The sequence below is a fragment of the Flavobacterium sp. LPB0248 genome (assembly GCF_013388355.1).
Classification (GTDB): Bacteria; Bacteroidota; Bacteroidia; order Flavobacteriales; family Flavobacteriaceae; genus Flavobacterium.
Window position 1 is genome coordinate 1,544,668 of the sequence record NZ_CP058246.1, and the last position, 25,475, is coordinate 1,570,142.

A 25,475-nucleotide genomic window follows, 5' to 3' on the forward strand; every position below is an offset into this window, starting at 1 on the left:
CTTGCATTTCGTTTTTTATTTCTTGAAAATCAAAAAAAAAACTTCAAAACAAATTTTAAAATAGAAAGAAATAAGATCATTTGTATAAATTCGCAGCCTGAATTTATCGTTTTTGAACAGATCTTTTAAATTACTTTTCATCATACTCTTTGTTTGCCAATTCATTACAGGGCAAAGCCAAAGAAATATCGACCAGCAGACTTTGACCTGGATTCGATACTATAATATTTTTCCCTTATCCGAAAAATGGGCTCTTCATTCTGAATTTGATAATCGAAGCTTTGTAAATCCTGTTCACGAAAATCTTTTTGTTATAAGATCTCAAGCTCGTTATAGAGCAACTAAGATGATGGATTTGGGTGCTGGATTTGCTTTTTTTAGCGTAAATACTCAGAATCCAAACATTGATCCTGATTTTTCTATTCCCGAATATCGTGCACAGCAAGATCTTACTTTAATAAATGATATTGCCAAAATAACTTTTCATAATCGCTTTCAGCTCGAAGAACGCTTCATTCAAAAAGCAGATAAAAACGGACTTTTAGATGAATTCTCATTTGCTTACAGATTCAGATACCGATTACAATCTATGTTTACCCTTTGGGAAAAAGAAGGAAGAAGCATAAAAGGAACTATTTCTGATGAGGTCTTATTCAATTTTGGAAAAGACAATCGCAGAAATACTTTCGATCAAAATCGTTTCTATGTTGCTTTACGTTATCATTTCAATCCAAATATTGGTTTAGAATTGGGGTATCTAAAGAACTTTCAAAGACGCGCCAGTGGTGTAGATTTTTACGATCGTGATATTATCCGATTTACGGTTTATCATAGAATTAATCGGAAATTTTAGATTTTCTAATAAAAAAACCGAAAATCAAAAATTTGATTTTCGGTTTTTTTAATCTTTGTCCCTTTGAGCCTTTGCCACTTTGAACCTTAGCTTCTTAGCACCTCAGAACCTAAAAATTAAGACCCTCTCTGTCTCCTTCCTCCTTTTTTGCTTTCGGCGAAATTTCCAATTTTATAAGCTAAAGAAAACATTACATAACGTTTTAAAACAGTATTTTCTTCATCTCGGATCGAAGTTGGGGAAATGGTTCTTGTGGCACTCTGGTTCTGATTTAAAACATCATACACTTTTACTTTTGCATATAATTTTTTATCTAAAAATCCATAAGAAAGACTTGTATTCCAAAGGAAGAAATCCTTTTTGAAATCGTCTGAAATGTTCGAATTATAAGTGTATCCGAAATCATTTCCGAAGATTAAATTAGCTGGCCAATAAGAAGTAGTCTGTAAATTAATTCTATGAATCACGTTTGAAGTCGCATCTCTTGAATAATTTTCATATCGAGTTTCGTTATATGATAAACTATAAGACGGCGCAATCGAAAGCACTTCTCCATAATCATAAGAAGCGTAAACACTTGGCGTTACTACAACCGATTTGGCATAATACATAACAGCATTTGTAAACCCTTTATCAAAATTATAATTACCACTTAAACGCAAACCGTATCTTAAAGTATGTGCATCTTTTTTAATCTGTTGATTCCAGTTTCCTCCAAGCGAAGCCGAATAAGTTCCTGAAATATTTACATAAGTCGTATTTCTTTTTCCGCTATCATCATAAATCGAAGTAGAAACAATATCATTATTATAATAATCTCCTTTAAGAAATAAACTATATCCTGAACGCGTTCTAAAATCAAAATTCTTAAAATCGATGCCTGCAGTATTTTTTTCAATCGGATTTAGATTCGGATTTCCTATTACACTATTCAATGGATTATTCAAATCTGCAACCGGCATTAATTGTGTTGCCGACGGAAGAGCATTAGAATAATCGTATTTGAACGTTAAGTTTTTAGAACGGTTGAATTTGTATCGAAGCTGTGCCGTTCCATAAGGCAGCATATATCTCTTATTCAAATCTGTAGCTTGATTTAAGTAAAAAGAATGATTATCAAACTCTACAATTGATGTTCTTGAATTCACATTCAGCGTAAATTTACTTTTCTGCCAAGTAATACCCACTTTTGGTGTAATAGAATTTTGCTTAGATGTGGTATAATTGGTCAACGATAAATTTAAATCTGAATATTCTTGTGAAGCATCATCAAAATTAAATGTCTTTTGATCGTTCATAGAGCTCTGCCAGTCAAAATCGGTTCCAAAACGTAATCTTAGCGAATCTGTAACAGGCTCTGTATATTCTAAATCAAGCGAATAAGCATCGCTTTTAGAAGTATTTTTTGCGTTCTGATTTCTTTCATCATTTGGTTTGTTATCCTGATAAAAAATAGTCTCAGAAATGTTGATTCCGTTCGAATCACTTTTAGTGTTATTGTTATTAAAAACCACACTTAAATTTCTCGACTTCTTTTCAAACGTTTTGTTGAAATTAATACTGTTGGCAAAATTCGTATTCGAACTTTCGGTATGCGATGTCGCTGTACTTTCGTTCAATGCATCACCATTTTCATTTTCAGAGGAAGTCGAAGAAGATGAATTGCTGTTGGATTGAGATACATTCAGTTTTGGTGCAAAAACAATCTGCATAGAAGGATTGATTTTGTATTCTAATTCAAAATTGGCTTTATTTCCTGTGTTTTCATTTCTGGTTTTAGAATCAGCTTCAGTTAAGATATTTCCTGTTGGTAAGAAGCTAAGTTGGTTCGATTTACTTTCGTTTTTAGTCACAGCATTTGTAAAATTGTAGCTGCTCATAAACTCCAAATCCTTTGTCCAATCATCAGAATAGTTAATTCCGGCAAGAGTCGATTGCGTAATTCCTTTTCCTCCACTGCTAGCACCTTGGCTGCTACCTTTGGTATTACGTCCGCCACCCATATTATCAAAAACCTCATCCATAGCAAATCCAGTTGAGTTGATATTATTGGCTGAAGCCAATACACTTATTTTTTGCTTGTTCTTAAAAAAGTTCATCATTAAACTGCTTTCGTAACGCTCATCTGAACCATATCCGCCAAGAACTTTACCGAAATAACCTTTATTTTTCTTTTCGTCAATGGTGATATTTATACTCGAATAATCTGAAGTTGATTCTTGCTTAGCCAGCTCTTCTTTTTTGGTTTTAAAATCAGAAACTTGAACTTTTTTAATAATATCAGCCGGAAGGTTTTTAATGGCAATAGCGCCATCTTTATCAAAAAATGCTTTTCCGTTGACTAAAACCTGATTGACTTCTCGCCCATTTACCGTAATTTTTCCGGTATTATCGACATCAAAACCAGGCAATTGCTTCAATAAAGTCTCCACATTTGCATCTGGGCGAACTTTATATGAGCCGGCATTAAATTCTAAAGTATCTTTTTTAATGGTAATTGGCGGCGCTTCACTTTTAATCACCACTTCATTTAAAACATTGGCATTTTCAAGCATGTACAATTTACCAAAGTCTTTACTTTCTGTAAGCCCTTTTTGTTCTTCAAAATAAGCTTGGTATCCTGTATAATTTACTTTTAAGAAAACTGGCTTATCATACTTTTTAGTATTGATAATAAAATTTCCGTTTTTATCTGTTGTAGCATATTCAATAATAGTTGAATCTTTTACGGCTGTAAAATAAACGGTGGCGAGTTCTAACGGAAGCTGCGAGTTGATATCAACCACAGTTCCTTTAATAACGATATTGTTTTGGGCATTTGCCGAATATACAAAAGCTAAAAACAACAAAACTGAATAAATTCTGGTCATAAAATTAGGTTAGTTAGATCAGTAAGACTAAAAAAAACGCAAAAGGTTTAATTGTATTTTTTACATTTATTCAAATATAATGCCAATAAAAAATTGATCCTTTAATTATTTAGACACCAAACATAAAAAAATCCCCTATTCGAGGGGATTTTTTTTTATTTTTCTCTTATATAAATATCGATTGGAACTCCTGCAAAATCCCATTTCTCTCGAATTTTATTTTCTAAATATCTTTTATAAGGTTCTTTTACATATTGAGGCAAATTAGCAAAAAATACAAACTGAGGTGTTTGCGTTGGCAATTGCATACAATATTTAATCTTTACATATTTTCCTTTTGTTGCTGGTGGCGGATACGCTTCAATTACTTTCAACATATACTCGTTGAATTTTGAAGTTGCAATTCTTTGTTTTCTGTTTTCATAAACTTGAACTGTTGCTTCAAGCGCTTTTAATAAACGCTGTTTCGTTAAAGCAGAGACGAATAAAATTGGCACATCTGTAAAAGGCATCAATTCTTTTTTGATTTTCTCTTCGTAATCACGCGTAGACATGGTGTCTTTTTCTACTAAGTCCCATTTGTTTACCAAAATCACAACACCTTTACGGTTTTTCTCTGCCAACCAAAAAATACTTTGATCCTGACCTTCAAATCCACGTGTTGCATCGATAACCAAGATACAGATATCAGCATGTTCGATTGCACGAACAGAACGCATTACAGAGTAAAACTCTAAATCTTCTTTTACTTTTGCTTTACGACGAATTCCCGCAGTATCAACCAAATTAAATTCGAAACCAAAACGGTCAAATTTTGTATCAATTGCATCACGAGTCGTTCCTGCAATATCTGTTACAATATAACGGTCTTTACCAATCAAGGCGTTGATAAAACTAGATTTTCCCGCATTCGGACGTCCTACAACTGCAAAACGTGGCAAATCTTCTTTAACTTCAACTTCTGGTTTTTCTGGAAAAGCATCGATTAAAGCATCCAATAAATCTCCTGTTCCGCTTCCTGAAATACTTGCAAATGTGAAATAATCTCCTAAACCAAGATTATAAAACTCAATTGCATCTTTCTCACGCATTGCGTTATCTACTTTATTTACAGCCAATAAAACTGGTTTTGTTACTTTACGAAGTAATTTTGCAACGGTTTCATCCATTGGCGTAATTCCTTCTTCAACATCAACCACAAAAATAATAACATCGGCTTCATCGATAGCAAGTTCTACCTGTTTACGGATTTCACCTTCGAAAACGTCATCAGACCCTCGAACGTATCCACCTGTATCAATGACAGAAAACTCTTTTCCGTTCCACTCGCTTTTACCATAGTTTCTATCACGGGTAACCCCAGATACTGAATCTACAATAGCTTCTCTTCTTTGTATCAGCCTATTAAAAAGGGTCGATTTCCCTACATTAGGTCTTCCTACTATCGCAACAATGTTATTACTCATTTTATTGAATTTTAGTCCCAATAGCTATCGGGATTAGATTTAAGATTTCACTTTTTGACTAAATAACAATAAATTATAAGTCAAAAATGCTTTATTTAAATTTTTTGCAAAGGTAGTTAAAAAAAGTTGCTAATTGCTATCCCGATAACTATCGGGACTAAGTACCTAAGATTTTATTATTTTTTGCTTCAAGTTTCAGGTTTCAAGTGCCAAGTTTTATACTGACGTTTAACTTGAAACCTGAAACTTGAAACAATTATAAACTATTGATTGTAACCAAATCGTTTCAGCATATTGGCATTGCTTCTCCAGTTTTTGTTCACTTTTACGTAAAGCTCAATGTGAATTTGTTTTCCAAAGAATTTCTCTAAATCAGCTCGGGCATCTGTTCCTACTTTTTTCAGTGCTGCACCTTTATGTCCGATAATGATTCCTTTTTGTGTATCACGCTCGACCATAATTACTGAACGGATTCGGATAATAGAATCGGTTTCATGAAATTCTTCTGTTACGATTTCTACTGCGTATGGAATTTCTTTAGCGTAATTCAATAAGATTTTCTCACGGATTGTTTCGTTAACAAAGAAACGTTCTGGTTTGTCTGTTAATTGGTCTTTTGGATAATATGGTGGTGATTCTGGCAATAATTCGATAATTCTTCCGAAGACTTCAGGAACGTTGAAGTTCTGCAATGCTGAAATTGGAAAAATTTCTGCATTTGGCACTTTCTCTTTCCAAAAAGTAACCTGCTGTTCTAATTGTTCTTGGTTTGAATTATCAATTTTATTTAAAAGCAATAAAACCGGAATCTTAGCATGAATGATTTTCTTGAAGAAGTCTTCGTCTTTCAAGTCCTGCTCGCCTATTTCGACCATGTAGATTAAAATGTCAGCATCTTCAAAAGCCGATTTTACGAAGTTCATCATCGATTCCTGCATTTCGTACGCTGGTTTGATGATTCCAGGAGTATCAGACAAAACCAATTGAAAGTCTTCTCCGTTTACAATTCCAAGAATTCTATGACGTGTAGTTTGTGCTTTTGATGTAATGATCGACAATCGTTCTCCAACGAAAGCGTTCATCAATGTTGATTTTCCAACATTTGGATTTCCGATAATATTTACGAAACCTGCTTTATGTGACATTTTTTGCTTTATTTATTTTGCAAAGGTAGTCATATCAACTCAATACAGAAAATAAAACATTTTTTAAAGTTTTCGTTGGATTTCTCAAAAATCGGCGTATCTTTGCACCCGAAACATCGCGGGATAGAGCAGTAGGCAGCTCGTCGGGCTCATAACCCGAAGGTCACAGGTTCGAGTCCTGTTCCCGCTACAGAGAATGACCCATCAAATTTTTGATGGGTTTTTTGTTTTTTACTGCCTCTGTCAATGCCTGTAAACGTTTGGACTAATCCAAAAATCGAGTTTACTCGTCCAGTTAGATATTCCCTGTTTTCAGACCTAATTGACAATCCCTCTGGAAATACCAGATTCTGGATTCTTATCTTACTGTCAATATCTCCTTCTTTCCAGTATTTATTGATGTTCGTAACTTTCTCTATTACTTTATCGATATGTCTGCCGTGGTTAGATATTTTTTTGCTGTTTGCCGTAATCTGAAGCTCAACTTCTTTTAATTCCATATCAAACTGAAGCGAGTATCTATTGTATTTTTCATCTCCGAAATTCGGATTGTCAAAATAGCGTTTATCCAGATTTTCAATTTTGGTTTCCAAATCTTTTTTCTTCGCAAGAAGACCATTCAATTCTTCCCTACCCTCATTTTCCATGATATCAAAAAGCTTATTCAGCTGAAGTTTGAAAGGCTCTACAAATTGGGAACTTAGAGTATATCTTGATAATAGCTTTTCAAAAGAATCGTTCAAGCCTTCCGCTTTTGAATATGGTGTGGTCAATGCGTTGAAACTGGCATTTCTGCATTTCTGGCACTTGTAGTAATGCACATTCTTTTTTCTCACCACATAGCTTGTCAGAAGGCTTCCGCATTCGCATCTTAAAAAACCTGTCAATGGTCTGAACTCATTGATCCTGCTTTTGGAATATTCTTTGACTGGCACTTTCCTTTCAGAGAGCATTCTGTCAACCTTCAGAAAATCTTCTTCACTGACCAAACCTGTCCAGTTTCCTTTCACTGGCTCTTCAAGCAGTGCATTTACCGATATTCCGCAGTAGAAAGGATTGCGCCACATAGAACCTAGTGACTGTTTTGTAATATTTAAATTGAGTTTTGCCAGTTTCTCCCTGATTACATAATCCCTCTCACCCGCAAGCTTCCACTTCCATGCTTTCTTTAAAATTTCTCCTTCTAAGTTTATTGTAATAGACTGCTTCTCCTGCATTAGAGCATAATCCCCTACCTTCTTTCCTCTCATTGTGTAGCCTCTGGGAGCTTTGCCTAGCCAGTTTCCCGCTCTCAGCAGTGCTTTCATTCCAGGAATTGTTTTTTCAAGCCTGTCCATGTTTTCCCTTCTGGCATCTAAAAGCTTGCTGTAAATATCAAGTTTGCTGTACTCATCATTCGTGCAGAGACCAGAAGAAGTTTCAATTAAATGCACACCGAGCTTATCCACAAGCTCATGGACGATGGTAATGGCATTTCCTCCTGTTCTGGAAAACCTGCTGATAAATTTTATGGCGATTGCAAAAGGTTTCTGTTTTGCGTTTTTGACCTCTTCCAGCAATCTTGTAAACTCTTTTCTGGTAAAATCGCCAGAAGCACTTTCATAAGTACCTCCAAGCATATTTTTGAGAGTATAGCCGTTCTTAGAAGCAAACTGTATTATTTCTATTCGCTGTTCTTCAAGACTGTTGTTTACTAACTGTAATTTGGAGCTTACCCTTGTGTATCCCCAGATTTGTTTTACCTCAGCCTTTTGCGCTAATTTTTCTTTCTGAAATTTCTTAAAACTTTCAATCCCCATAATCTACATTTTAAAATTATATACAATCACTGCCAATTGAAATAAGCTTTCGATTATCTCATTCCCCTCTGATTCTGAAATTCCTTCAAAACCTCTGCATCTTCTTAATTCTTCAATTGTTAATTTTCCTTCATTTGTTTTAGTTTTTTCTTCTGCATCACAAATACCACTTTCTCCTTCACAGAATCTAACCCCTTGTTTTTCAATTTGTAAATTTACAAAAGTTTTCCCTCGGGTGATTCTTCTTCTCTCATCCGTTGCTCTGTTTTTCATTATACAATTCCTCTTCATTAAAAAAAGACCGAACCTCAGTCTTTTTTATTCCACAATCACTATCCGCTATAAAGTTAAAACACTTTTTTCATTTTACCCTGATCAAAATTTGGTGGGAATAACTACAAATATAAAACGTAATTCATTGAGATTCATAAGTAAAATTTACCTATCATCACTCAATCCATTTTCATGTTTTCACAAAGATAAATCGCTTTTGCGTCAATCTCATGGACATAATATGTCCATAAAACTTTTAAGCAGTGTCTATCCTTAATACGAATAATTTAACTGTCTCATATTATAAATAAGCCAAAAGAAAAAAGAAAAGCAAGGTATTGGACACAGCCAGAGAAGTGCCCATAACGTATTTTTCTCGTCCCTCAAAAAATCCGCCCTCCGGGACTTATGGCACTTCAGCTGTCTGCCTGTCCAATTTCAGACTGCTTTCTTTTTTCCCTTTTTCTTTTTTTAGCATTTATTTATTATAACAGTCTACGGCCATCATAACCATATTTTGCGCATGATACATTCAAATATTTTTCCTAAATTAGAAGCCTGCTTTTAAAAATCTCCAAAGATTGCCACGTTCCTGCAATCAGCAAGATGAACGGTTGTTTAACAACCGCCTATCTTGCCACCCATTGCCTCGGAACTCGGCGGTGGAGGAACTTAAAAAATAAGAGTTTGATAATAATGAAAATGAAAGATGATGAAAAGAGAAAATTCAAACAGAACACGAATCGTGGGACTGCGATTCACTCCTTTGGAGTATGCCGAACTGGAAAAAAGATTCAGAGCAAGCACCTGCCGAAAATTAAGCGACCACATCAGGAGCCACTTATTCAACAAACCAATTATAGCCACTTACAGAAACCAGTCTTTAGACGAACTGATGGAAGAGACAGCCGTGCTTACTTCCGAATTACGGGCAATCGGCAATAATATCAATCAGATTGCCAGAAAAATAAACACGCTCAAAACAGTTCCCGATTTCAAAGGACATCTTTATCTGTTCGAGATCCAGAGAAAAAGGCTTTTTGATAAAATGGAAGAGGTCTCAGGCCACACCCAGAAAATAGCAGAAAAATGGTTGCAGTGATAAAAACAAGCTCGTCCATAAGAGGAATTCTGAATTACAACGAAAATAAAGTTGAGATTGGAATAGCTGAATGTATCAGTGCTGTGAATTATCCGCTGGAACTGGAAAAACTGAGTTTCACTTCAAAATTAAACCGCTTTCTAAAACTGGCAGAACTCAACACCAATGCGAAGCGGAATACGGTGCATATCTCACTAAACTTTGATCCTTCGGAGAATCATTCGAAAGAAAAACTGGCTGAAATTGCAGACACCTATATGGAAAAACTGGGATTTGGCAGACAGCCTTATCTGGTATATCAGCATTATGATGCGGGGCATCCGCATTGCCATATAGTGACAAACAACATCCAGAGGGACGGAAAGAGAATCGATCTGCATTTACTGGGAGTCAGAAAATCAGAACCTGCACGAAAAGAAATTGAAGAAATGTTCGGGCTTGTAAAAGCTGAAGGAAGAAAACAGCAAGAACAGTTTTCGCTAAATCCGATAGATGTCGGCAAAATCCAATACGGCAAAGTAGAGTCCAGAAAGGCGATCAATTCAGTTTTAAGCAAGGTTTTATTTGATTACAAGTATTCAAGCCTGCCTGAACTCAATGCCGTTTTGAACCTTTATAATGTTCATGCTGACAGAGGAAGCGAGGAATCGAGAGTTTTTAAAAACAACGGACTGCTTTATAAGATACTTGACCAGAATTCAAAACCGATAGGGGTGCCGATAAAAGCCTGTGAATTCTACAGCAGACCCACTTTAAAATTTCTGGAGGAAAAATTCAGGGTCAATGAAACAAAGAAACAATACGGCAAAAGCCACGTTAAAAATGCTTTGAGACAGGCTTTTTTTGATGAGAGAATGACTTCTGTGGAGAGATTATCTCAAAGACTCAAAGATCAAGCCATTCATACTGTTTTAAGAAAAAGCAGTGAGGGAAAGCTTTATGGAATTACTTTTATCGACTTTAAAACACAGACCGTTGTCAATGGAAGCAGTCTTGGAAAAGAATTCAGCGTAAAAGGCATTCTGGAAAGCTGTGCAATGAATATTCTTGCACTTGAAAGGAAGCATCAAAATTCTTTTCCAACAAATTCTGAGAACTTTCAAGATACAGAATTAAGAGAGTATGTGAAAGAAAATCTCGCAGAAATATTGCTTCGAGGAGAAAATCTAAATGATTATGTTTCTAAACAGTTTAAACAAAAAAAGAAAAAGAGGCTTTATAAGGGGATTTAAAATAATTAAGGGTGCAAAATTGCACCCTTAATTATTATTAATTCAATAGTCTGTACATTTTAAAAAACTTACTAACCTTAGTTAAGCTTATAATCTAAAATTTTATCTTTTTATTTTCCACTCCTTTATAACACCTTCAAAAAAAGCTTTAATATCTTTCTTATCTCCATCAACACTAACTTTAAAAGTTTTTCCATTAGTTTTGGTTACAAGAATATAAGGAGTATAACTTGCACCAGCATAAGATATTGTATCAATTTTCTCTATCTCGTTATAATAAGCATAGTTTATTTCATTTTTTTTTGAGTTTCTCTCATCTATCCAATATGTTGCAATTCTTTTGTCTGTAAAAAAATTACCTGCTACATTTTTTTTATACTCACTATAAAATTTATAAATATTCTCCCCGTCTGATAGAAGATTTAAACTTTTAATATATTTTAAATCTTCTTTATCAAGAGTTTGGTTAGTTTCAATCTTGTTACAAGAAATTAACAAGAGTATTGTCAAAATAATAATTAAATATTTTTTCATAATTTTATAACTAAATTAATTTTTATTCTCAATCTGCCAGTTTGCATTTATTTGCATTTCACTATTTCCTCCTACTACATCATGATACATAAAACCTGCTGTATTACTAATATTATTATAAGCCTCTGACCTTCCTTTTTGTCCGCTTAAATCAAAAGTGTCTTTAAGCTGAAAATCTATAACAATAGTACCATCCGATTTTACGGTAGCACTATAACTCATGGAAGCATGTCTTGTTACCCATGTCAGTTGGTTTCCTCCTACTGCCCATGTTTCCCCATGAAATATCGGATTATTGTTGCCTAAAGCCCCCCAATCTTCATTAGAGCTACTCCATCTTTTACCTCCAAATTCAACTACACCCTTTCCTTTCATGACAAATTGCAGATTTTTAAATCTTGGATCTGTCTTTAAAGTTTTAATAATGTCATTCTGGAACTTTATCATTCCTTCATCTTCTTTAATTTTATCTAGTAGTGATCCACCTAAATTCACTTGTTTTGCTTGAAGTTGAGATTGTAGACCCAGTTCAAAGATATTATTTGCCCTATTACCTATGCCAATTTGATTAGCCAGAGATCTTCTTAAGCCATGCCCCCAACCTGATCCAGTATAGCCAACATTTGCACCTGTAAACCAATTATAGGCTTTATTAACTTGTTTTTTTGTATAAACCACTATCTCACGTAATTTTGTTGTATCGGCACCTGTTAAATCACTGTACAATATAGGATTATTCATAACAAAAGAATAAGGGGTTATATTATTTGATTTATCTGCTAAAGGATCTATTCCATTAAATCTGGCTATTGCTGGATCATATGTCCTAAACTTAGTGGGATGTAATAAATTAAGTCCTAGTTCTTGAGATTCTTCCATCCCATTAAACTTATATTTCTGCGCCCTGCTGTTTCCTTTCCCTAAAACTGAGGCCCCATTGTAGCCAAAATGCTTCAAGCCGAACGGATAATAGTTATTCTCCTCTATAATCTCCGAGCTGTCTGCAATGCCATCATCATTGGCATCGCCATAGCTCACGCGCACATTGCCCAAATGGTCTTTGTACTGGTAAATATAGCTAAAAATTCCGTCATTATGGGCCACATAGCCTTCCGGCTGCGGAAAAAACTGCAGCACATTATTCTCATACTGGTAGCCATTGGAATAGTCTGTCACCTTAGTCCCTACAGTCTTGCGCTGTTTTACCCCGGCTGCATCATAGACATAACTGATAGTGCCTCCCGCCAGAATCACCTGAGTCGGCAGGTTCAGGTAGTTGTAGCTGATGCCCGTGATGCCCTTGTTGGCATCGGCTGTCATGTTGCCATTATCATCATAGCCGTATTCGGTGGCAGTGCTGCTGCCGTTTTTAAAGCCTTCCACGTTCCCTGATGCGTCTTCCACGCTCAGAAGCCTGTTGCCTGCATCATAATTATAGCTTAGATTGTCGATGGCCCCAAAAATCGGAGACCCCAGAACCGTATTCCCGTTTCTGAATAGGGTTTTTATATTTCCGTTTTTATCATAAGTTGGGTTCTCATTATAGTGTCCCAGGTTGTCTGCCGCAAATGTCAATCGGTTTAAGGCATCATAGCTGTAATTGTAGTTTTTCAGGCTCGAATCGTCATTATTGGCTGTCCTCCAAAAAGTCTGGCTGATATTGCCGTTATACAGTGGCGTGCCTGCTGTGGGGCTATCATAGCTTACCTGAAAAGCAAAAAGATCACTGCCCATTGCCGAAGCGTCATTAATCCCTTTGAGCCAGCCTCTTACGTTATAAGTATAATCTACATTCTGCAGTCGGTTTTGGCTGGTTTTGCCCCCTACCCCTTTGCTGGCAAGCTGCCCTAAATCGTCGTAGGTGTTGGATGCAATGATTTCTTCCGGCTGGGAATTTATTTTCTGCTTATGCACCAGAAGCCTGCCCATCTGATCGTATGTAAAGGCATCCGCAACTGCCGTAGCTACTCCCGCTCTTGTATGGGTGCTGGCAGTTTCTTTCGCCCTGCCCACAAAATCAAGGCGGCTCTTTAAGATCTCTGTAATCTGCAGATAGTCATTGTAGCTGTAATTATAGATAGGCCTGCCTTTAGCATCATAGTAGATTACGCTGGTGATCCAATTATTGGTGCCTAAGACCCTTACTTTGGTTCCTGTTGCCAGTCCCTTTGCACTGCTCACCGGAGTTATGCCATAAGATAGAACAGCGGAAGGCGCAGGCCCTATGAGGTCAAAATTATAGCCGTCATAATAGCTGATGGTGTTTAAGGCAATATTTGTGCTGGGAAAAGACAGGTTGCTGTAATAGGCTGTAACATCTCCGATTGCCGCAGCCCCCTGAGCCTGTTCCGATACCGCAGGGCTCCCGTCTGCCAGACCCTGCAATGTCTTGCGCGAGCCTGCATTGGCATATTCTCCCGTATAAACCGGCCTGCTGAATGCGTCGTATTTGGTGAACAGCCATTTATTCACAGCCTTTAGGTTGCCATCCTGGGTAAGGATCGGCCTGTCCAGCTTGTCATAGACAATATGCTCCCATTCTTTGCCCGGAAGCTTCTTCTCCACCAGCCTGTTGCGATGGTCATATTTATAACGGTAGCACAGATCATTGAGAGTGCTCTCGTCAAAAGCGCCGTTTGCCATAGGAGGAATGACATAGCTCAGATTTCCGTACTGGTCATATACATAATAAGTGTCATGCGGAAGGCCTTCATTATAGGTTCTCTTCAGCACCGCACGCCCTTCTTTGTCCTTAAACTCCTCGACGGTATGATCTGAGAGATTAGGCTGTGCGGCTGTCCAGTTTTCATCTTTTGTCACATTCCTGTAAAGCTGCCCCGCTCCATAAGTGCCGTTTTGGGCTATGGAAGGCTCATAGAATCCTAAATCTGACAGCCGGTCGCTGCTTACCGCTATAAGCTGCTTCACTTCTGAGTCTGCATTGGTCTTGTAATCCAGTTTTATCTCATGCCCCAAAGCTGGCTGCGTTTTCCAGCTGTTGCCTGGAGCGGCCTGTTTCAGCACACGGTTCAGGGGTGAGGCCTCGAATGTTTTTTTGCTGAAGGGGTTAAGCGTGTTCTCATATTTTGGCGTATTGTAATAGCTCTTCACCGCTGCCAGGGGATCGGTCTGAAGAAGCCCTGCAGTGCCGGCTGCAGCATAAGGCAGATACTCCTGCTCCTGTCTCCCATAATCATCATATGCCACATGGGTTACAACATCATTGAACTCATATCCTTTAGCCAGCCCCATGATGCTGGTCTGGGTGCCATCTGCCTTCTGCACTATCGGACTGTAAAAATACTGGCTCACATTTGCATCGGTTGAATAGTACAGATAGCTCCTGAAATAAGAATTAACACTGCTGCCGCTCCATTTAAAGTCCGTGCCGTCTAATACTTTATTCCCTGTCGTGTCATAAACCCCGCTTACTCCGGAATAACCGCCTGTGTAGGAGGAAGGCTGGATCAGGCCAACCATCAGATACCAGGTGTCCAGAGCCGGCAGGCTGCCGTACCAGAAATAGGGGTTGTCGTTGGGCGATCCGTCCAAATTGACAACATTCTGAGTCCCGTGGTAGGCAGTCCCGTTCTGGCCGCCGGTGCGCTTTACCCACACCGCATACTGGTAGGCCTTAGTCCTGTCAATGGAGATAAGGTCCGTATTCCAGCCTCCGTCGGCATCGCTGGCCGCATCATTCACGCAGCGCCACAATATGTCGGTGGCCCCGAAAGGATTTAGCCCATTGATCCTGACATTCTCCGAAGCCTGTCCGTTTGCATTAAAAAAAGGCGCCCCTCCACTGCCTAGAGTCCAGCTGCTTCGCCAGTCCAAAAGATTGGCTTTCGCTCCCTGGCCGATGCCGATGGTCTGCTTCAGACGGCCTAGGCCGTCAAAATAGCTTATGCTCTTCTGAATATCGCTTTTGGAAAGCGTATTGTAGCTGCCGCTCTGCACAGGCTGCTGAGGAGCCTCAGTGTAGATGAAATTCTCATTGCTGAAAGTCTGGGCCTTCATAAATGAAACGGCCAATAATAACAGTATCGATAGATGCTTTTTCATGCATTGGTATTTTATGTTTGAAATTAAATCTGTTTTATAAATCCTATACCCGTCCGAATATCCGATCCCAACCATATTAATTAGAATTGGACCAGTACGTTAATGGACCCCCAGGGGTTAGGGAGTAGGCTAAAGTCATACGGGAAGTGGCAGCGCTACCCCCGTAACTTCCCGAAATAGGCACACTTCCCGGGCTCATAATATAATAAGTGGACGATATTACATTCTGAGCATATTGTGTAAAACTGGCACCTACTGACACAGTGGTGCCATTTATATTTACACCGCCACCGCCACCGCCAGAAGACGACCCTGCCGAATTAATCACAACATACACATAAATCGGAACCCCGAGGTTATTCTCTAATGTTCCTGCAATTGATGATCCTAAAGCTACAGGATAGGTTCCTGATGTCTTATAAACTCCGCTGGGGCGGGTTTTAGTAGCCATGCTCACAGAAGCGGACGGTACTCCATCCATAACTCCGTTAAAAGCTGATACCTGAATGTTATAGGATGTCCCCGCAGACAGGCCTGAAACAGAACCTGAAGTAGCGGCTGCATCTACAGTGCCAGCATGCGAACCGTTATTGTAGATCTTATAAGATACTGCACCTGAAACTGCAGTCCATGAAAAACTTACCGACGAGGAAGTTGATCCAGTAAAACTAAGTCCTGAGGGTGCAGGCAATATCGTTGACATTGGAACTATAGGAGACAAAACACCGTCACCCCATACATTATAAGCCCGAACCTGAATATTGTACGATGTTCCTGGGACAAGACCGTAGAGTTTGCCTGAAGTGATGCCTGGTCCCCCTGAGCCGCCTAATACAGCGCCGTCTCTCAAAATCCTGTATCCTGACGCACCGGGAACCGCATCCCAGGACAAAGTAATAGTAGATGTGTCTGCAGTTGAAAAGACCACTCCTGAAGGAGCGGGAAGCACTGTAGACATTATAGTGCTCGGGCCGAAACTTTCTCCCGATGAATTAAAAGCGCTTATTTTAATGCTGTAGCCGGTATTAATCCCTAAACCTGTTAAAGTACCGTTTGTACTGTAAACCGTAGCGGCTTCCTGATCATTTTTATATATTTTATATCCTGCGGCTCCCGCTGCCGCTGTCCAAGAAAAATTTATGCTCGATTCATCTGCATTCAAAAAAGCAAGCGCTGCTGGAGCAGCTGGTCTGGTAAGCATTAAAACTGGGACAGATTCAACCCCAGCACCCCAGCTATTGTAAGCTTGGATTTTCACCTCATAGCTAGTTCCAGGAGAGAGGCCTGATAAAGAACCGCTCGCAGCCGCCACAGAATTATCCGCTACGCCGTTTTTGATTATTCTGTAGCCCGTGGCGCCAGGTGCTGCGTTCCAAGTGAAATTTAATGAAGAATCAGAAACGCTGCTTAATGCCGGCGCCGCTGCTGTATCTGGAACTGTTCCCATAGGCACAGGAACCGACAGCACTCCGCTGCCTGAAACATTAGCGGCACACACCTGCACGCTGAAAGCGGAGGCAGCTGTTAGTCCGCTTATGAAGCCTGACACTGCAGGTGCAGCTACTGAGCTTACATGTAAACCGTCTTTATAGATGTAATATTCAGAAGCTCCTGTAACCGGTGCCCATGAAAAATTAACAGTTGAAGCCGTCGCATTTAAAAACGAAAGCCCTCCAAGAGCTGCCGGGCGCGTGCTCATAATGGCAGAAGCGCTTAATGCCCCGTAACCGGAAGCATTGACAGCCTGTATCTGAACAGTGTAGGCAGTTCCAGAGGCAAGACCCGATAAAGAGCCGGAAGTTGATGGTGCTGTTACAGAGCCCACATAAGCCCCATTTCGGTAAATTCTATATTCCAGAGCATCGCCGACTGATCCCCATGAAAAATCCAGTGAAGCATCCGAGGCACTTACAAGAAATGGAGCGCCAGGTGCTGCCGGAAGCGTGCTCATTGATACAGGAGCGCTCAATGGTCCGTCCCCAGCTGCATTAAATGCGCGGATCTGGATACTATATGATGTTGATGCTGCCAGATCAGATAAAGAACCAGCAGTTATGGGAGCATACACTGAGGTGGCATATCCGCCGTTTCTGTAAATTTTATATTCTGAGGCACCTGCGACAGCGTTCCATGAAAAATTCACTGAACTGGCTGAAGCCCCTGTTAAAGATAATCCTGCAGGAGCAGCTGGAGGCTCTGTGCAGATCCCATTGGCATCAGCAAAAATCTGGCCGTTAGCGGCTATCTCGCTATCTGCCTGCGCATCTGCATCAGCCTGCGATATCTTTGAAGAATAGATGCCTGCCGGAACGGAATAGGTGCAGGAGCCTCCGACAGATCCTGCTCCGCATGTCTGTCTTGTAAAAACAGCACTTTTAGAAACATTTTTATACAATATCACTTCGCCTGAACCAATGCTGCAGTCCGTCTGCTGCCCTAAATAGTTATAGCAGAATCGCTGAAGCACATTGTAATCTGTGTCTTTTATATACTGAAGCCTATTGAAATTATCATATTCATAATAGGTTATCAAGCCTTTAGGATCTGTAATACTGCTTACTCCAACAAGAGGTTTGTAGGTATAAGTTGTCACCAATGCATTAGGTAAGCCATCACGCAATTTTTGCAGCTCATTTCGCAAAGAATTATCGTCAGCAGCATTATCTAAAATAGATTGGGAAATTAGAGCTCCTGCTTGTGCTAAAGCAGCATTCTCAATCTTTGCTACAGGATACTGCGATTTATAGTCCCACAAAAAAACACAGGGAGCACCTGATTCTGTAGAATATTGGGTTAAATTCCCATTAAGGTCATAAGAATCAAAATTTATATTTTTCTTATAATGAGATCCGCTTACAGCTGAGCCCCCAAATTTGTCAAAAGTAGATTCAGTTGGAAAATTATTCAATGCTAGAGAATAAGAACTCTTTGGATAATAACCTATCTTACTTGTTCCTGTTGTAAAATCAATCAATTGGATTGATCCGTAAGTGGTTAGATTTGCGCTTGTAACAATATTTCCTTCTAATGTAATGGTTTCAACTGGTTTATCGATTATGTTTAATGACTTCATTTCAGAGTAAACTGCAGTATTATAATCTACAGGATAAGTAATCTTTTGCTGAACAACATTTCCTTTACTGTTTTGGCTACTAATACTATTGATCTTAAAATTGCTGGAGTTATATCCGTAATTCGTTATTTTTGAAATTGAAGAAGAACTGTTATTTGTATCATAGAAATAATCAAAACTAGTGTCATATTGAAGCCTCCACCATTCGGGTTTGATTTTATAGTAGTTCAATTCTAAAATTGAAGGGATTATTGTTGATATATTAAGGAAATAAATATCAGAGGTCTGAACTTTTTCATAGCTATTGATCTTTTTAGAAACGATTTTATCATTATTATAGTTTTGCTCTTCTTCTAACAAACCATTTCCAAAAAAAGGCTCAAGCGGTGTTCTGGGATTCGTTTTTTTTGTCGAATCCATATTTCTGAACTTACTTATGATTGAGGAAGTATTGCCAAGAGTATCTGAAACTGATTCCTTTACGCAAGAGTATCCAACGACCGCACCGCTATTAGATTCTTCGAGCGGATAAATGCTTGATGATTCAAGAATAAATTCAGTAGAAAAAGGTTTAAAGGCAGTTGAATAGTATGTATAAGTTGGAGGCACGAGTAATTTGCCGCTTGATTCTAAACTATTAAAATCTTTAAAGTATTCAAAAACTCTGGTGGTACTCTCAGATATTACTTTTTTAATTCGAACTCCAGCTCCATTAATTTCTTTTTTTATTGGCATATTTTTAATGCCAGTAAATTTCGCCTTTGCGCTGACTTCAAAATTTTGCGCATTAGAGGAAACGCTTATTCGATATCTCCCTGGCTGGAGCTCAATTTCTTCATTATAGCTATGAGCATAATCGCCTAAAATAAATCTATATTGCTGACTAAAATTCCCTCCTCCATCTACCCTTGAAATATTACCAAAAACAAGTGGATTTCCGCTTCCATCCACTGGAACTGTATAACCTGTTGGATTACTGCCCCACGGATGGTATTCAAACATAAAACTTATTTTTGTCGTTTTATCGATTTGAATATATTCAAATGGATGATTAGTGGGACAGCCTGTACAATTTTGGGCATCTGCATAATCTACTACTGAGTACTCGATATCATCAAATACATCTTCATAAGCTATAAATCCTGCATTACTGGATAAAGTCAAATCAAAACGATTTGGTTCATATTGAAAAGTCACTAATCCTTTTGTTGGATATTGAATAGAAGTTAGCATTCCAGTTTCCAGTACCGCTGGATTACAATCTCTATTTGCGCCTTCATAATATTTAGGGGCATAATATTTTGAAAGGTCCTGCTGGACCAACCTTGGAATAAAATAGGGCAGCCTATAAGTATTTCCCTGTGTGCCTTCAATAATATTTGACAAATTCGTTTGTGCATTGTAATATCCCCAATGGTCAACGCTGTTTGAGTTTTTCCATGGCAGGCCATTAGGGTTATTATAGTTGAAATTGTATTCTTTATCATCTATTACAACTTTATCAAGCTTTAATCTAAGGCTGTAGTGTTTATTCAGATTATTAATATCTTGAGCATTAAAATAAGATTGATAAAACTTTACATTATTGATGATTCTATTTTTATCATCCTTTACTGTTATCATATCAATTTTTAAAGATTTAGCAATATCAGTTTTAATATCCTCTCTATTCAAATAAGAAAAATTTATTGAGCCGCCATTCCAGGTAATAGCATTTAAATAAGATTCTACATTATTTAGTGATGAACTAATTGAATATTGCTTATTACGCTCCATCATTTCTTGCACTCCATTTCCCGAGGAATTGATAAAATCTTCTTCTCGTCTAACCGAAATTGCCCCATGGCTCCAAGATCCAGAATTGAGACTCAAATAATTAAAATTTATGCTTTTTCCATTTGGCAGTACAATCTGACTAAGAAACCAACTCGAAATATATTGTTCACTTGCTGAACCACCCTCTATAAAGGGGGTATTTGGATTATAATGGTCAGCAGTAAAAGAATATGGAGTTGTGTATTCTTTTTGAGCAAATTTATAAACTGTACCGTCGTTGGCTACTGCCTCCCACGAAAATGAATCGATCACCTTTATTTTTAAGCCACATTCAGGTGTGTATAATGTTGTGCTGCCATCTTTATTTATAACAAATTTCCCGGAATACTGTCCAAAATTAAAGGAATACAAATCTGACTCCGTATCTGCTTTTAGCTCATAGATGTTTTTGCTCCCATAAGGAGGATTTTGCATATTCGTTACAAACAAAAAAGGATCTAGTACAGTTGGATTTCCTAGTGTAGCATAAGGATCCGCAATCATAATTCCTGAAACATCACCAAATGCAGGCAAATTAGGGGATCTTAAAAATCCGGCCTTTTCAGGACGTACACTAAAATCATCTAACCCCTTAACTTGTCTGGTAATAACGCCACCGGCATTTAATGCCCAGCCCAATCCCACAGAACTAGACTCCTGGGCAGCTTTTATACCTGAAGCATGATAACTTATGCTAATTGGCAATTGAAATTCCGCTATATTTATGGTATAAATCGGCACGGAAATGCTGGGTACACCGGAATATTTTGAGATGGGAATATCTGCGTACTTTGCCAGCGCAGCTGCATTTGGAGCAGGCGGTGTTAACTGAGGCGCACTTTGTGCATTTAAAGAAAATCTTGTGAATAGTGCAATTAAAAAATAAAAGATAAAGATTAAATTTCTGTTCATACTAGGCATAGGTTAGAATTGATCTGGACTATAAAATCGTTTGTTTTTTTAAAATTTAAACCAATAAAACATATGTTTATTAACAAATAAACATACATAATCACACTAAAAGTGTTAAAAAAAATTACAAGAGCCAATGTAAAAATATTTCACATCAAATAATTACGGGATTCCACATTTGAGGTTAAAAATTTTAACAGTACTAATAAAACTAAGGAGAAGGGCTGTTTTTTTTTTTACATAATCAGCAATGTAACGGAGTAATCTCTAAATAGATAGCGGCTCTTTGCAATACTTGCTGAAAAAAGTAAAATCAAGCCTGATTCGAAGAAAAAAGGCTTCATATCCAGCTTTTCATAATGGGTCTGATATTTTAAGAACCTTTTACCACTATCATTTCTGATGAAATTGCAGAAGTATTAACTGCTTTTTTTTTTTAAAGTCTAAAATCACATAATTTTTATACGCAAGTTTACTAAATAGAAAATCATAGAAGTTTTTAAGTCTAAGCAGAAAAACCATACATCAAATCAAACTGCTTTGGATGAATGGCCTCATGTTAAATCATTAGGGAGAAATAACCATTACATAACGTTTCGATTAAATCTACAGACCGCTCCAGCCAGCTTCTCTTTCAATGGTCCAATCCAAAAATAAAAACAATCTAATAAAAAATAAAAACACTAACCACGCCAGCTAATTCACTGTGGCCAACCAAGCAAAAACTGAAAATAAAATAAACCTAGTGTTTTATTGCTCAAAACCAAAAGTAAATCTTCAAAAAATTGGTCAGATATTTGAATGCCTCGCAGGCTTACTACAAAAAAGAAGGCCTGCAAAGTGCATATCTTGCAGGCTATTTTATGGTTCGAAAATCCGTTTGATTTCTTATTTTTTTTTACAAAATCTCAATATTTACAAGTAATTTTGTTTCAAATCCCATCAAGGTATTTTTACATCAATTTTATCGTAAATATTATTCTTAAATTCGTTTTCATCTTTTTTCAAATATAAAATCAAGCCAACGTTAGGATATTACAGCGGGTTTGTGATTAAATTAAGCCTATTCTTCGGATTTTTCAAATCATTCAAATACAAAACCAGATTTTCATTAAACCAATTGCCCACATCCGTTGTAGTAGCTGTTGACGGTTGTTATTTCTTTAGATACTCAAACTTTGCTTTTCCACGTAACTTAAAATCTTTTTCGCAAGATACTCTACCTAAATTCCTAATCTCTTTAATTGAATCTTTGTTGTCGTAATAATATTCAGTTAAAAACTCTACATATTGATTTGGATTTGTAATTTTTGAATAACTACTGTCTCTTTTGCTAAATAGTTTATTGTTTGGATAATATTTATAATAACTTCTCATTTGGTTTGTTTCACTAAAAACCCAATCCTCTGTCTTTATTCTATTCAATTTGTCATTTAAATTGTGACTTTTTTGAAATTTGGCTATTTTCAAATATTGTTTTTTTTGAAACTTTTCCATTTGAATATTCATACTTTATAGTTTCACGAAAACCAACTTCTGAAATAAGATTTCCAAATTCGTCATATTCAAAGGTTTTAATAACGTTTTCATTATCTGCTGGATTAACAATTTTTATTAAGTTGCCTTTTTCATTATAAAAGTATTTATTCTCCCTCATATTTAGAATAATGCAATTTCCCTTTCGTTTATAAACCGATTTTGTTTCAGATAATTTGTTTTTTGAATTATAGAAATTAAAACTGTTATTATTAGTATTTATTAATCGGTCTTTTGAATCATATACACAAACTAATTTGCGCTCGCCACTTATTAATGAATCTTTTTCGTTTAGATATTTTACACTTTTAATTATTTGGTAAGATTTATTTTCTTCAGAATATCTCAATAAATTATTTTCTTCAATATTTCTGCACGAAATAAAACTGAAGACTAGAATTATTAAAATAATGTTTCTTTTCATTACAGATTTTTATAATTACAACCAAATTAATGTAACAAAACTACACAAAGTCACCAAAATTTGGGTACATATGTATGATAAATTTCACACAATTATTTCACAACAAACTATAAAATGAACTTTTAATTTGATTGAGCTTTTTAGCAGTTTAAAGATTCGTTATAAAAGTAAAAAGAAGAAAAAATATTAAGAAGCGCATGATAAAATATTGTAATAATCCAAAATAATCTGGTTAGATATTTGAATGCTTCCCGCTACTAAGTAAAAGCTTCAGAGAAATCTGGAGCTTTTTTTGTTTTACTTTCTTTGAATTTCAAAATTCGGATACTCCTAAATATTTACGTTTTAATAAGCAAAAAAAATGCGTAAAATCAGAGATATTTACGCAACTTTTATGTTGAATTCTTTGGAAATCGGGGAATTATTTTTTTAACTGACTATCTAATTTTGATATTCTTTCTAACATCCCTTTTATCTCTTGATTTTCTTTCCTTAAGTCCTTAATTTCACTAGTTTGTTCATTGATTCTCTTTTGTTGTTCAATAATATAAAGTGTCAGTTCCTCCACTTTCTTCAACAAATTCATATTCATTTCAGCTAATTTTAAACCGTTTTTTTCAATTTCCTGACTAGATGGTATTTCAGGCAAATGTTTATTTTCTTTAATATAATCTTCAACCTCTTTCAAAGATTTAAGTTTGTAGTCTTCTGCAAAAACGTAATCTGGAACTAGCGGGCCAGCCATGTCGACACGAACTTCTTGAGTATGGATTCTCCCTTTTACGGTTAATCTTTCGTCAGGGGTTGTGGTACCAATACCAACATAACCAAATCCAGTAGGAGTATAACTTTTAATAACCATTGCTGCCTCTGAAAGTCCAGTCGATAAAAGATCGTTTCCATTTGCTAAACAAAAATATAAATCTTGTCGATACCATCCTGCAGCATTTGGCGCTGATATTATAGCAGATTTATTAAAATCAGTATCTCCTCCTAAATGAATTTCCGTAGAGTACAACGCTGGGGCACTATTAGAGATCTTTAATATTGTTGATGCATTACCACCATATATGTCTAAATTCTTTGATGGGTTTAAAGTACCAACGCCCACGTTTCCATTTGTTGGAAAAGTATTCTGTGAAAAACAGAATGTAGTTGTAAAAACTATGTATAATAAGATATTTGCCTTCATAATATATTTTATTATTGTTATTTTTTTAATTGAAAAGATTGAATTTATTTTTTCTATAAAACTCTTTAATTCTTTATTTTAATTTTTTAACAAAAAAGATCTTATATCATTTAAAACAAAAAACTACTAAAGAAACACAAATAAACAAAAAATATAATACAATTCTTAAGTATTTTAAAAACTCTCTTAAAGGTTTTGAAGATTTGAACTCATATTTTCCCGCTTGTGCGAACGAACCGGCAATCCACTAAAATCAAAAGTTTTCAACATGAAAAATACAACCAGCAGAAAATATTTTTTTTTATCTTCCCAAAATAAAACTTTCCAAAATGAACCACCTATTTTCAATAAAAAAATCATTTTTATTCAGCTTCATTGTACTGACAAGCTATTTTCTAGTTTCTTTCCATATAAAAAACACAGAACAGACTACTTCATATAAAACAAAAAAAGTACTGATTTTTTCTAAAACTAATGGCTTCAGACATGAAAGCATTCCTGCTGGAATTGCGGCGATAAAAAAACTGGGACAGGAAAATCATTTTATTGTAGACGCTACCGAAGATTCTCTGGCAATTAATTCAAAAAACTTAGAGCAATACCAAGCTGTTATATTTTTAAGTGCCTCAGGTCATGTTTTAGACAAAAATCAAAAATTGGCTTTACAAAAATTCATAGAAAATGGAAATGGTTTTGTTGGCATTCATTCGGCTACAAACTGTGAGCCAGATTGGTCTTGGTACACACAAATGATCGGCGGAATCTTTGAAGGTCATCCTGAGCCACAGAAAGCTAAACTTATAATTGTAGATCACGAACATCCTTCTACAAAACATCTTCCTACAATTTGGGAACGAAAAGACGAATGGTATAATTTTAAATATCTAAATCCAAACGTAAACGTGCTTATAAAAATTGATGAGTCTTCATATACAGGCGGTAAACATGGCGATAATCATCCTTTGGCATGGTATCATGAATATGATGGCGGAAGAGCATTTTACACTGCTTTAGGACACAGCTCTGAAAGTTACAGCGATCCTCTTTTTGTACAGCATTTGCTTGGGGGAATTACTTACGCTATTGACAAATAAAAAGATAAAATGATGGCAAGGCTTAAAAAGTTAATCAACAAATAAATCATTTATAAAATATATTAATTCAAAACATCCGAAATTAGAACAAAA

General features: G+C 36.6%; 15 protein-coding genes and 1 tRNA gene. 5 read left to right on the forward strand and 11 right to left on the reverse strand.

Going from position 1 to position 25,475, the window contains the following annotated elements; translation table 11 throughout:
• Positions 1–112 precede the first annotated feature (112 nt).
• Positions 113–853 (forward strand): DUF2490 domain-containing protein, encoded by a 741-nt coding sequence (locus LPB248_RS06350; RefSeq protein ID WP_255463029.1) that lies wholly within the window; start codon positions 113–115, stop codon positions 851–853.
• Positions 854–969: 116 nt separating this feature from the next.
• Here the strand turns inward: LPB248_RS06350 and LPB248_RS06355 are convergent, their stop codons facing one another.
• The 3 genes from LPB248_RS06355 to era all read right to left on the reverse strand — a co-directional run bounded on the left by LPB248_RS06355 (position 970) and on the right by era (position 6,334).
• Positions 970–3,723, reverse strand: a complete 2,754-nt coding sequence (locus LPB248_RS06355; RefSeq protein WP_177210692.1) for an outer membrane beta-barrel protein — start codon at positions 3,721–3,723, stop codon at positions 970–972.
• Between the two features lie 155 nt (positions 3,724–3,878).
• On the reverse strand, positions 3,879–5,189 hold the full coding sequence (gene der / locus LPB248_RS06360) for a ribosome biogenesis GTPase Der (protein ID WP_177210693.1): 1,311 nt from the start codon (positions 5,187–5,189) through the stop codon (positions 3,879–3,881).
• 263 nt (positions 5,190–5,452) lie between these two features.
• On the reverse strand, positions 5,453–6,334 hold the full coding sequence (era, locus tag LPB248_RS06365) for a GTPase Era (protein ID WP_177210694.1): 882 nt from the start codon (positions 6,332–6,334) through the stop codon (positions 5,453–5,455).
• A 117-nt stretch (positions 6,335–6,451) separates the two neighbouring features.
• On the opposite strand from era, the gene LPB248_RS06370 reads away from it, so the two are divergent.
• Positions 6,452–6,524: transfer RNA gene (locus tag LPB248_RS06370), tRNA-Met, on the forward strand.
• Here LPB248_RS06370 and LPB248_RS17140 read toward each other — a convergent pair.
• Together LPB248_RS17140 and LPB248_RS06380 are read right to left on the reverse strand one after the other, a co-directional pair.
• A complete protein-coding gene (locus LPB248_RS17140) occupies positions 6,484–8,133 on the reverse strand; it encodes a recombinase family protein (RefSeq protein ID WP_177212516.1) in 1,650 nt (549 codons plus the stop codon). The genes LPB248_RS06370 and LPB248_RS17140 overlap by 41 nt on opposite strands.
• A gap of 3 nt (positions 8,134–8,136) precedes the next feature.
• Complete coding sequence (locus LPB248_RS06380) at positions 8,137–8,406, reverse strand: hypothetical protein (protein ID WP_177210695.1); 270 nt, start codon at positions 8,404–8,406, stop codon at positions 8,137–8,139.
• Positions 8,407–9,115: 709 nt separating this feature from the next.
• Between LPB248_RS06380 and LPB248_RS06385 the strand changes: the two genes are divergently transcribed.
• Together LPB248_RS06385 and LPB248_RS06390 are read left to right on the forward strand one after the other, a co-directional pair.
• A complete protein-coding gene (locus LPB248_RS06385) occupies positions 9,116–9,508 on the forward strand; it encodes a plasmid mobilization protein (RefSeq protein WP_177210696.1) in 393 nt (130 codons plus the stop codon).
• Entirely contained in the window at positions 9,496–10,740 is a 1,245-nt protein-coding gene (locus tag LPB248_RS06390; protein ID WP_177210697.1) for a relaxase/mobilization nuclease domain-containing protein, read from the forward strand. Before LPB248_RS06385 ends, LPB248_RS06390 begins: the two co-directional genes overlap by 13 nt.
• Before the next feature lie 102 nt (positions 10,741–10,842).
• Here LPB248_RS06390 and LPB248_RS06395 read toward each other — a convergent pair whose 3' ends face one another.
• The 6 genes from LPB248_RS06395 to LPB248_RS06420 form a co-directional block, all read right to left on the reverse strand.
• A complete protein-coding gene (locus LPB248_RS06395) occupies positions 10,843–11,274 on the reverse strand; it encodes a hypothetical protein (protein WP_177210698.1) in 432 nt (143 codons plus the stop codon).
• A 15-nt stretch (positions 11,275–11,289) separates the two neighbouring features.
• Positions 11,290–15,336, reverse strand: a complete 4,047-nt coding sequence (locus LPB248_RS06400) for an RHS repeat domain-containing protein (protein ID WP_177210699.1) — start codon at positions 15,334–15,336, stop codon at positions 11,290–11,292.
• 76 nt (positions 15,337–15,412) lie between these two features.
• Positions 15,413–21,136 carry a fibronectin type III domain-containing protein gene (locus tag LPB248_RS06405; RefSeq protein WP_177210700.1) on the reverse strand — a complete coding sequence of 1,908 codons (5,724 nt, stop codon included), beginning with the start codon at positions 21,134–21,136 and terminating at the stop codon, positions 15,413–15,415.
• 1,155 nt (positions 21,137–22,291) lie between these two features.
• Positions 22,292–22,561, reverse strand: a complete 270-nt coding sequence (locus LPB248_RS06410) for a hypothetical protein (protein WP_218279849.1) — start codon at positions 22,559–22,561, stop codon at positions 22,292–22,294.
• Positions 22,562–22,565: 4 nt separating this feature from the next.
• Positions 22,566–23,096, reverse strand: a complete 531-nt coding sequence (locus LPB248_RS06415; protein ID WP_177210702.1) for an RHS repeat domain-containing protein — start codon at positions 23,094–23,096, stop codon at positions 22,566–22,568.
• Positions 23,097–23,517: 421 nt separating this feature from the next.
• Positions 23,518–24,288 (reverse strand): tail fiber protein, encoded by a 771-nt coding sequence (locus tag LPB248_RS06420; protein ID WP_177210703.1) that lies wholly within the window; start codon positions 24,286–24,288, stop codon positions 23,518–23,520.
• A 329-nt stretch (positions 24,289–24,617) separates the two neighbouring features.
• On the opposite strand from LPB248_RS06420, the gene LPB248_RS06425 reads away from it, so the two are divergent.
• Positions 24,618–25,382: a ThuA domain-containing protein gene (locus tag LPB248_RS06425; protein WP_177210704.1), complete on the forward strand. Its 765-nt coding sequence runs from the start codon at positions 24,618–24,620 to the stop codon at positions 25,380–25,382.
• Positions 25,383–25,475 lie beyond the last annotated feature (93 nt).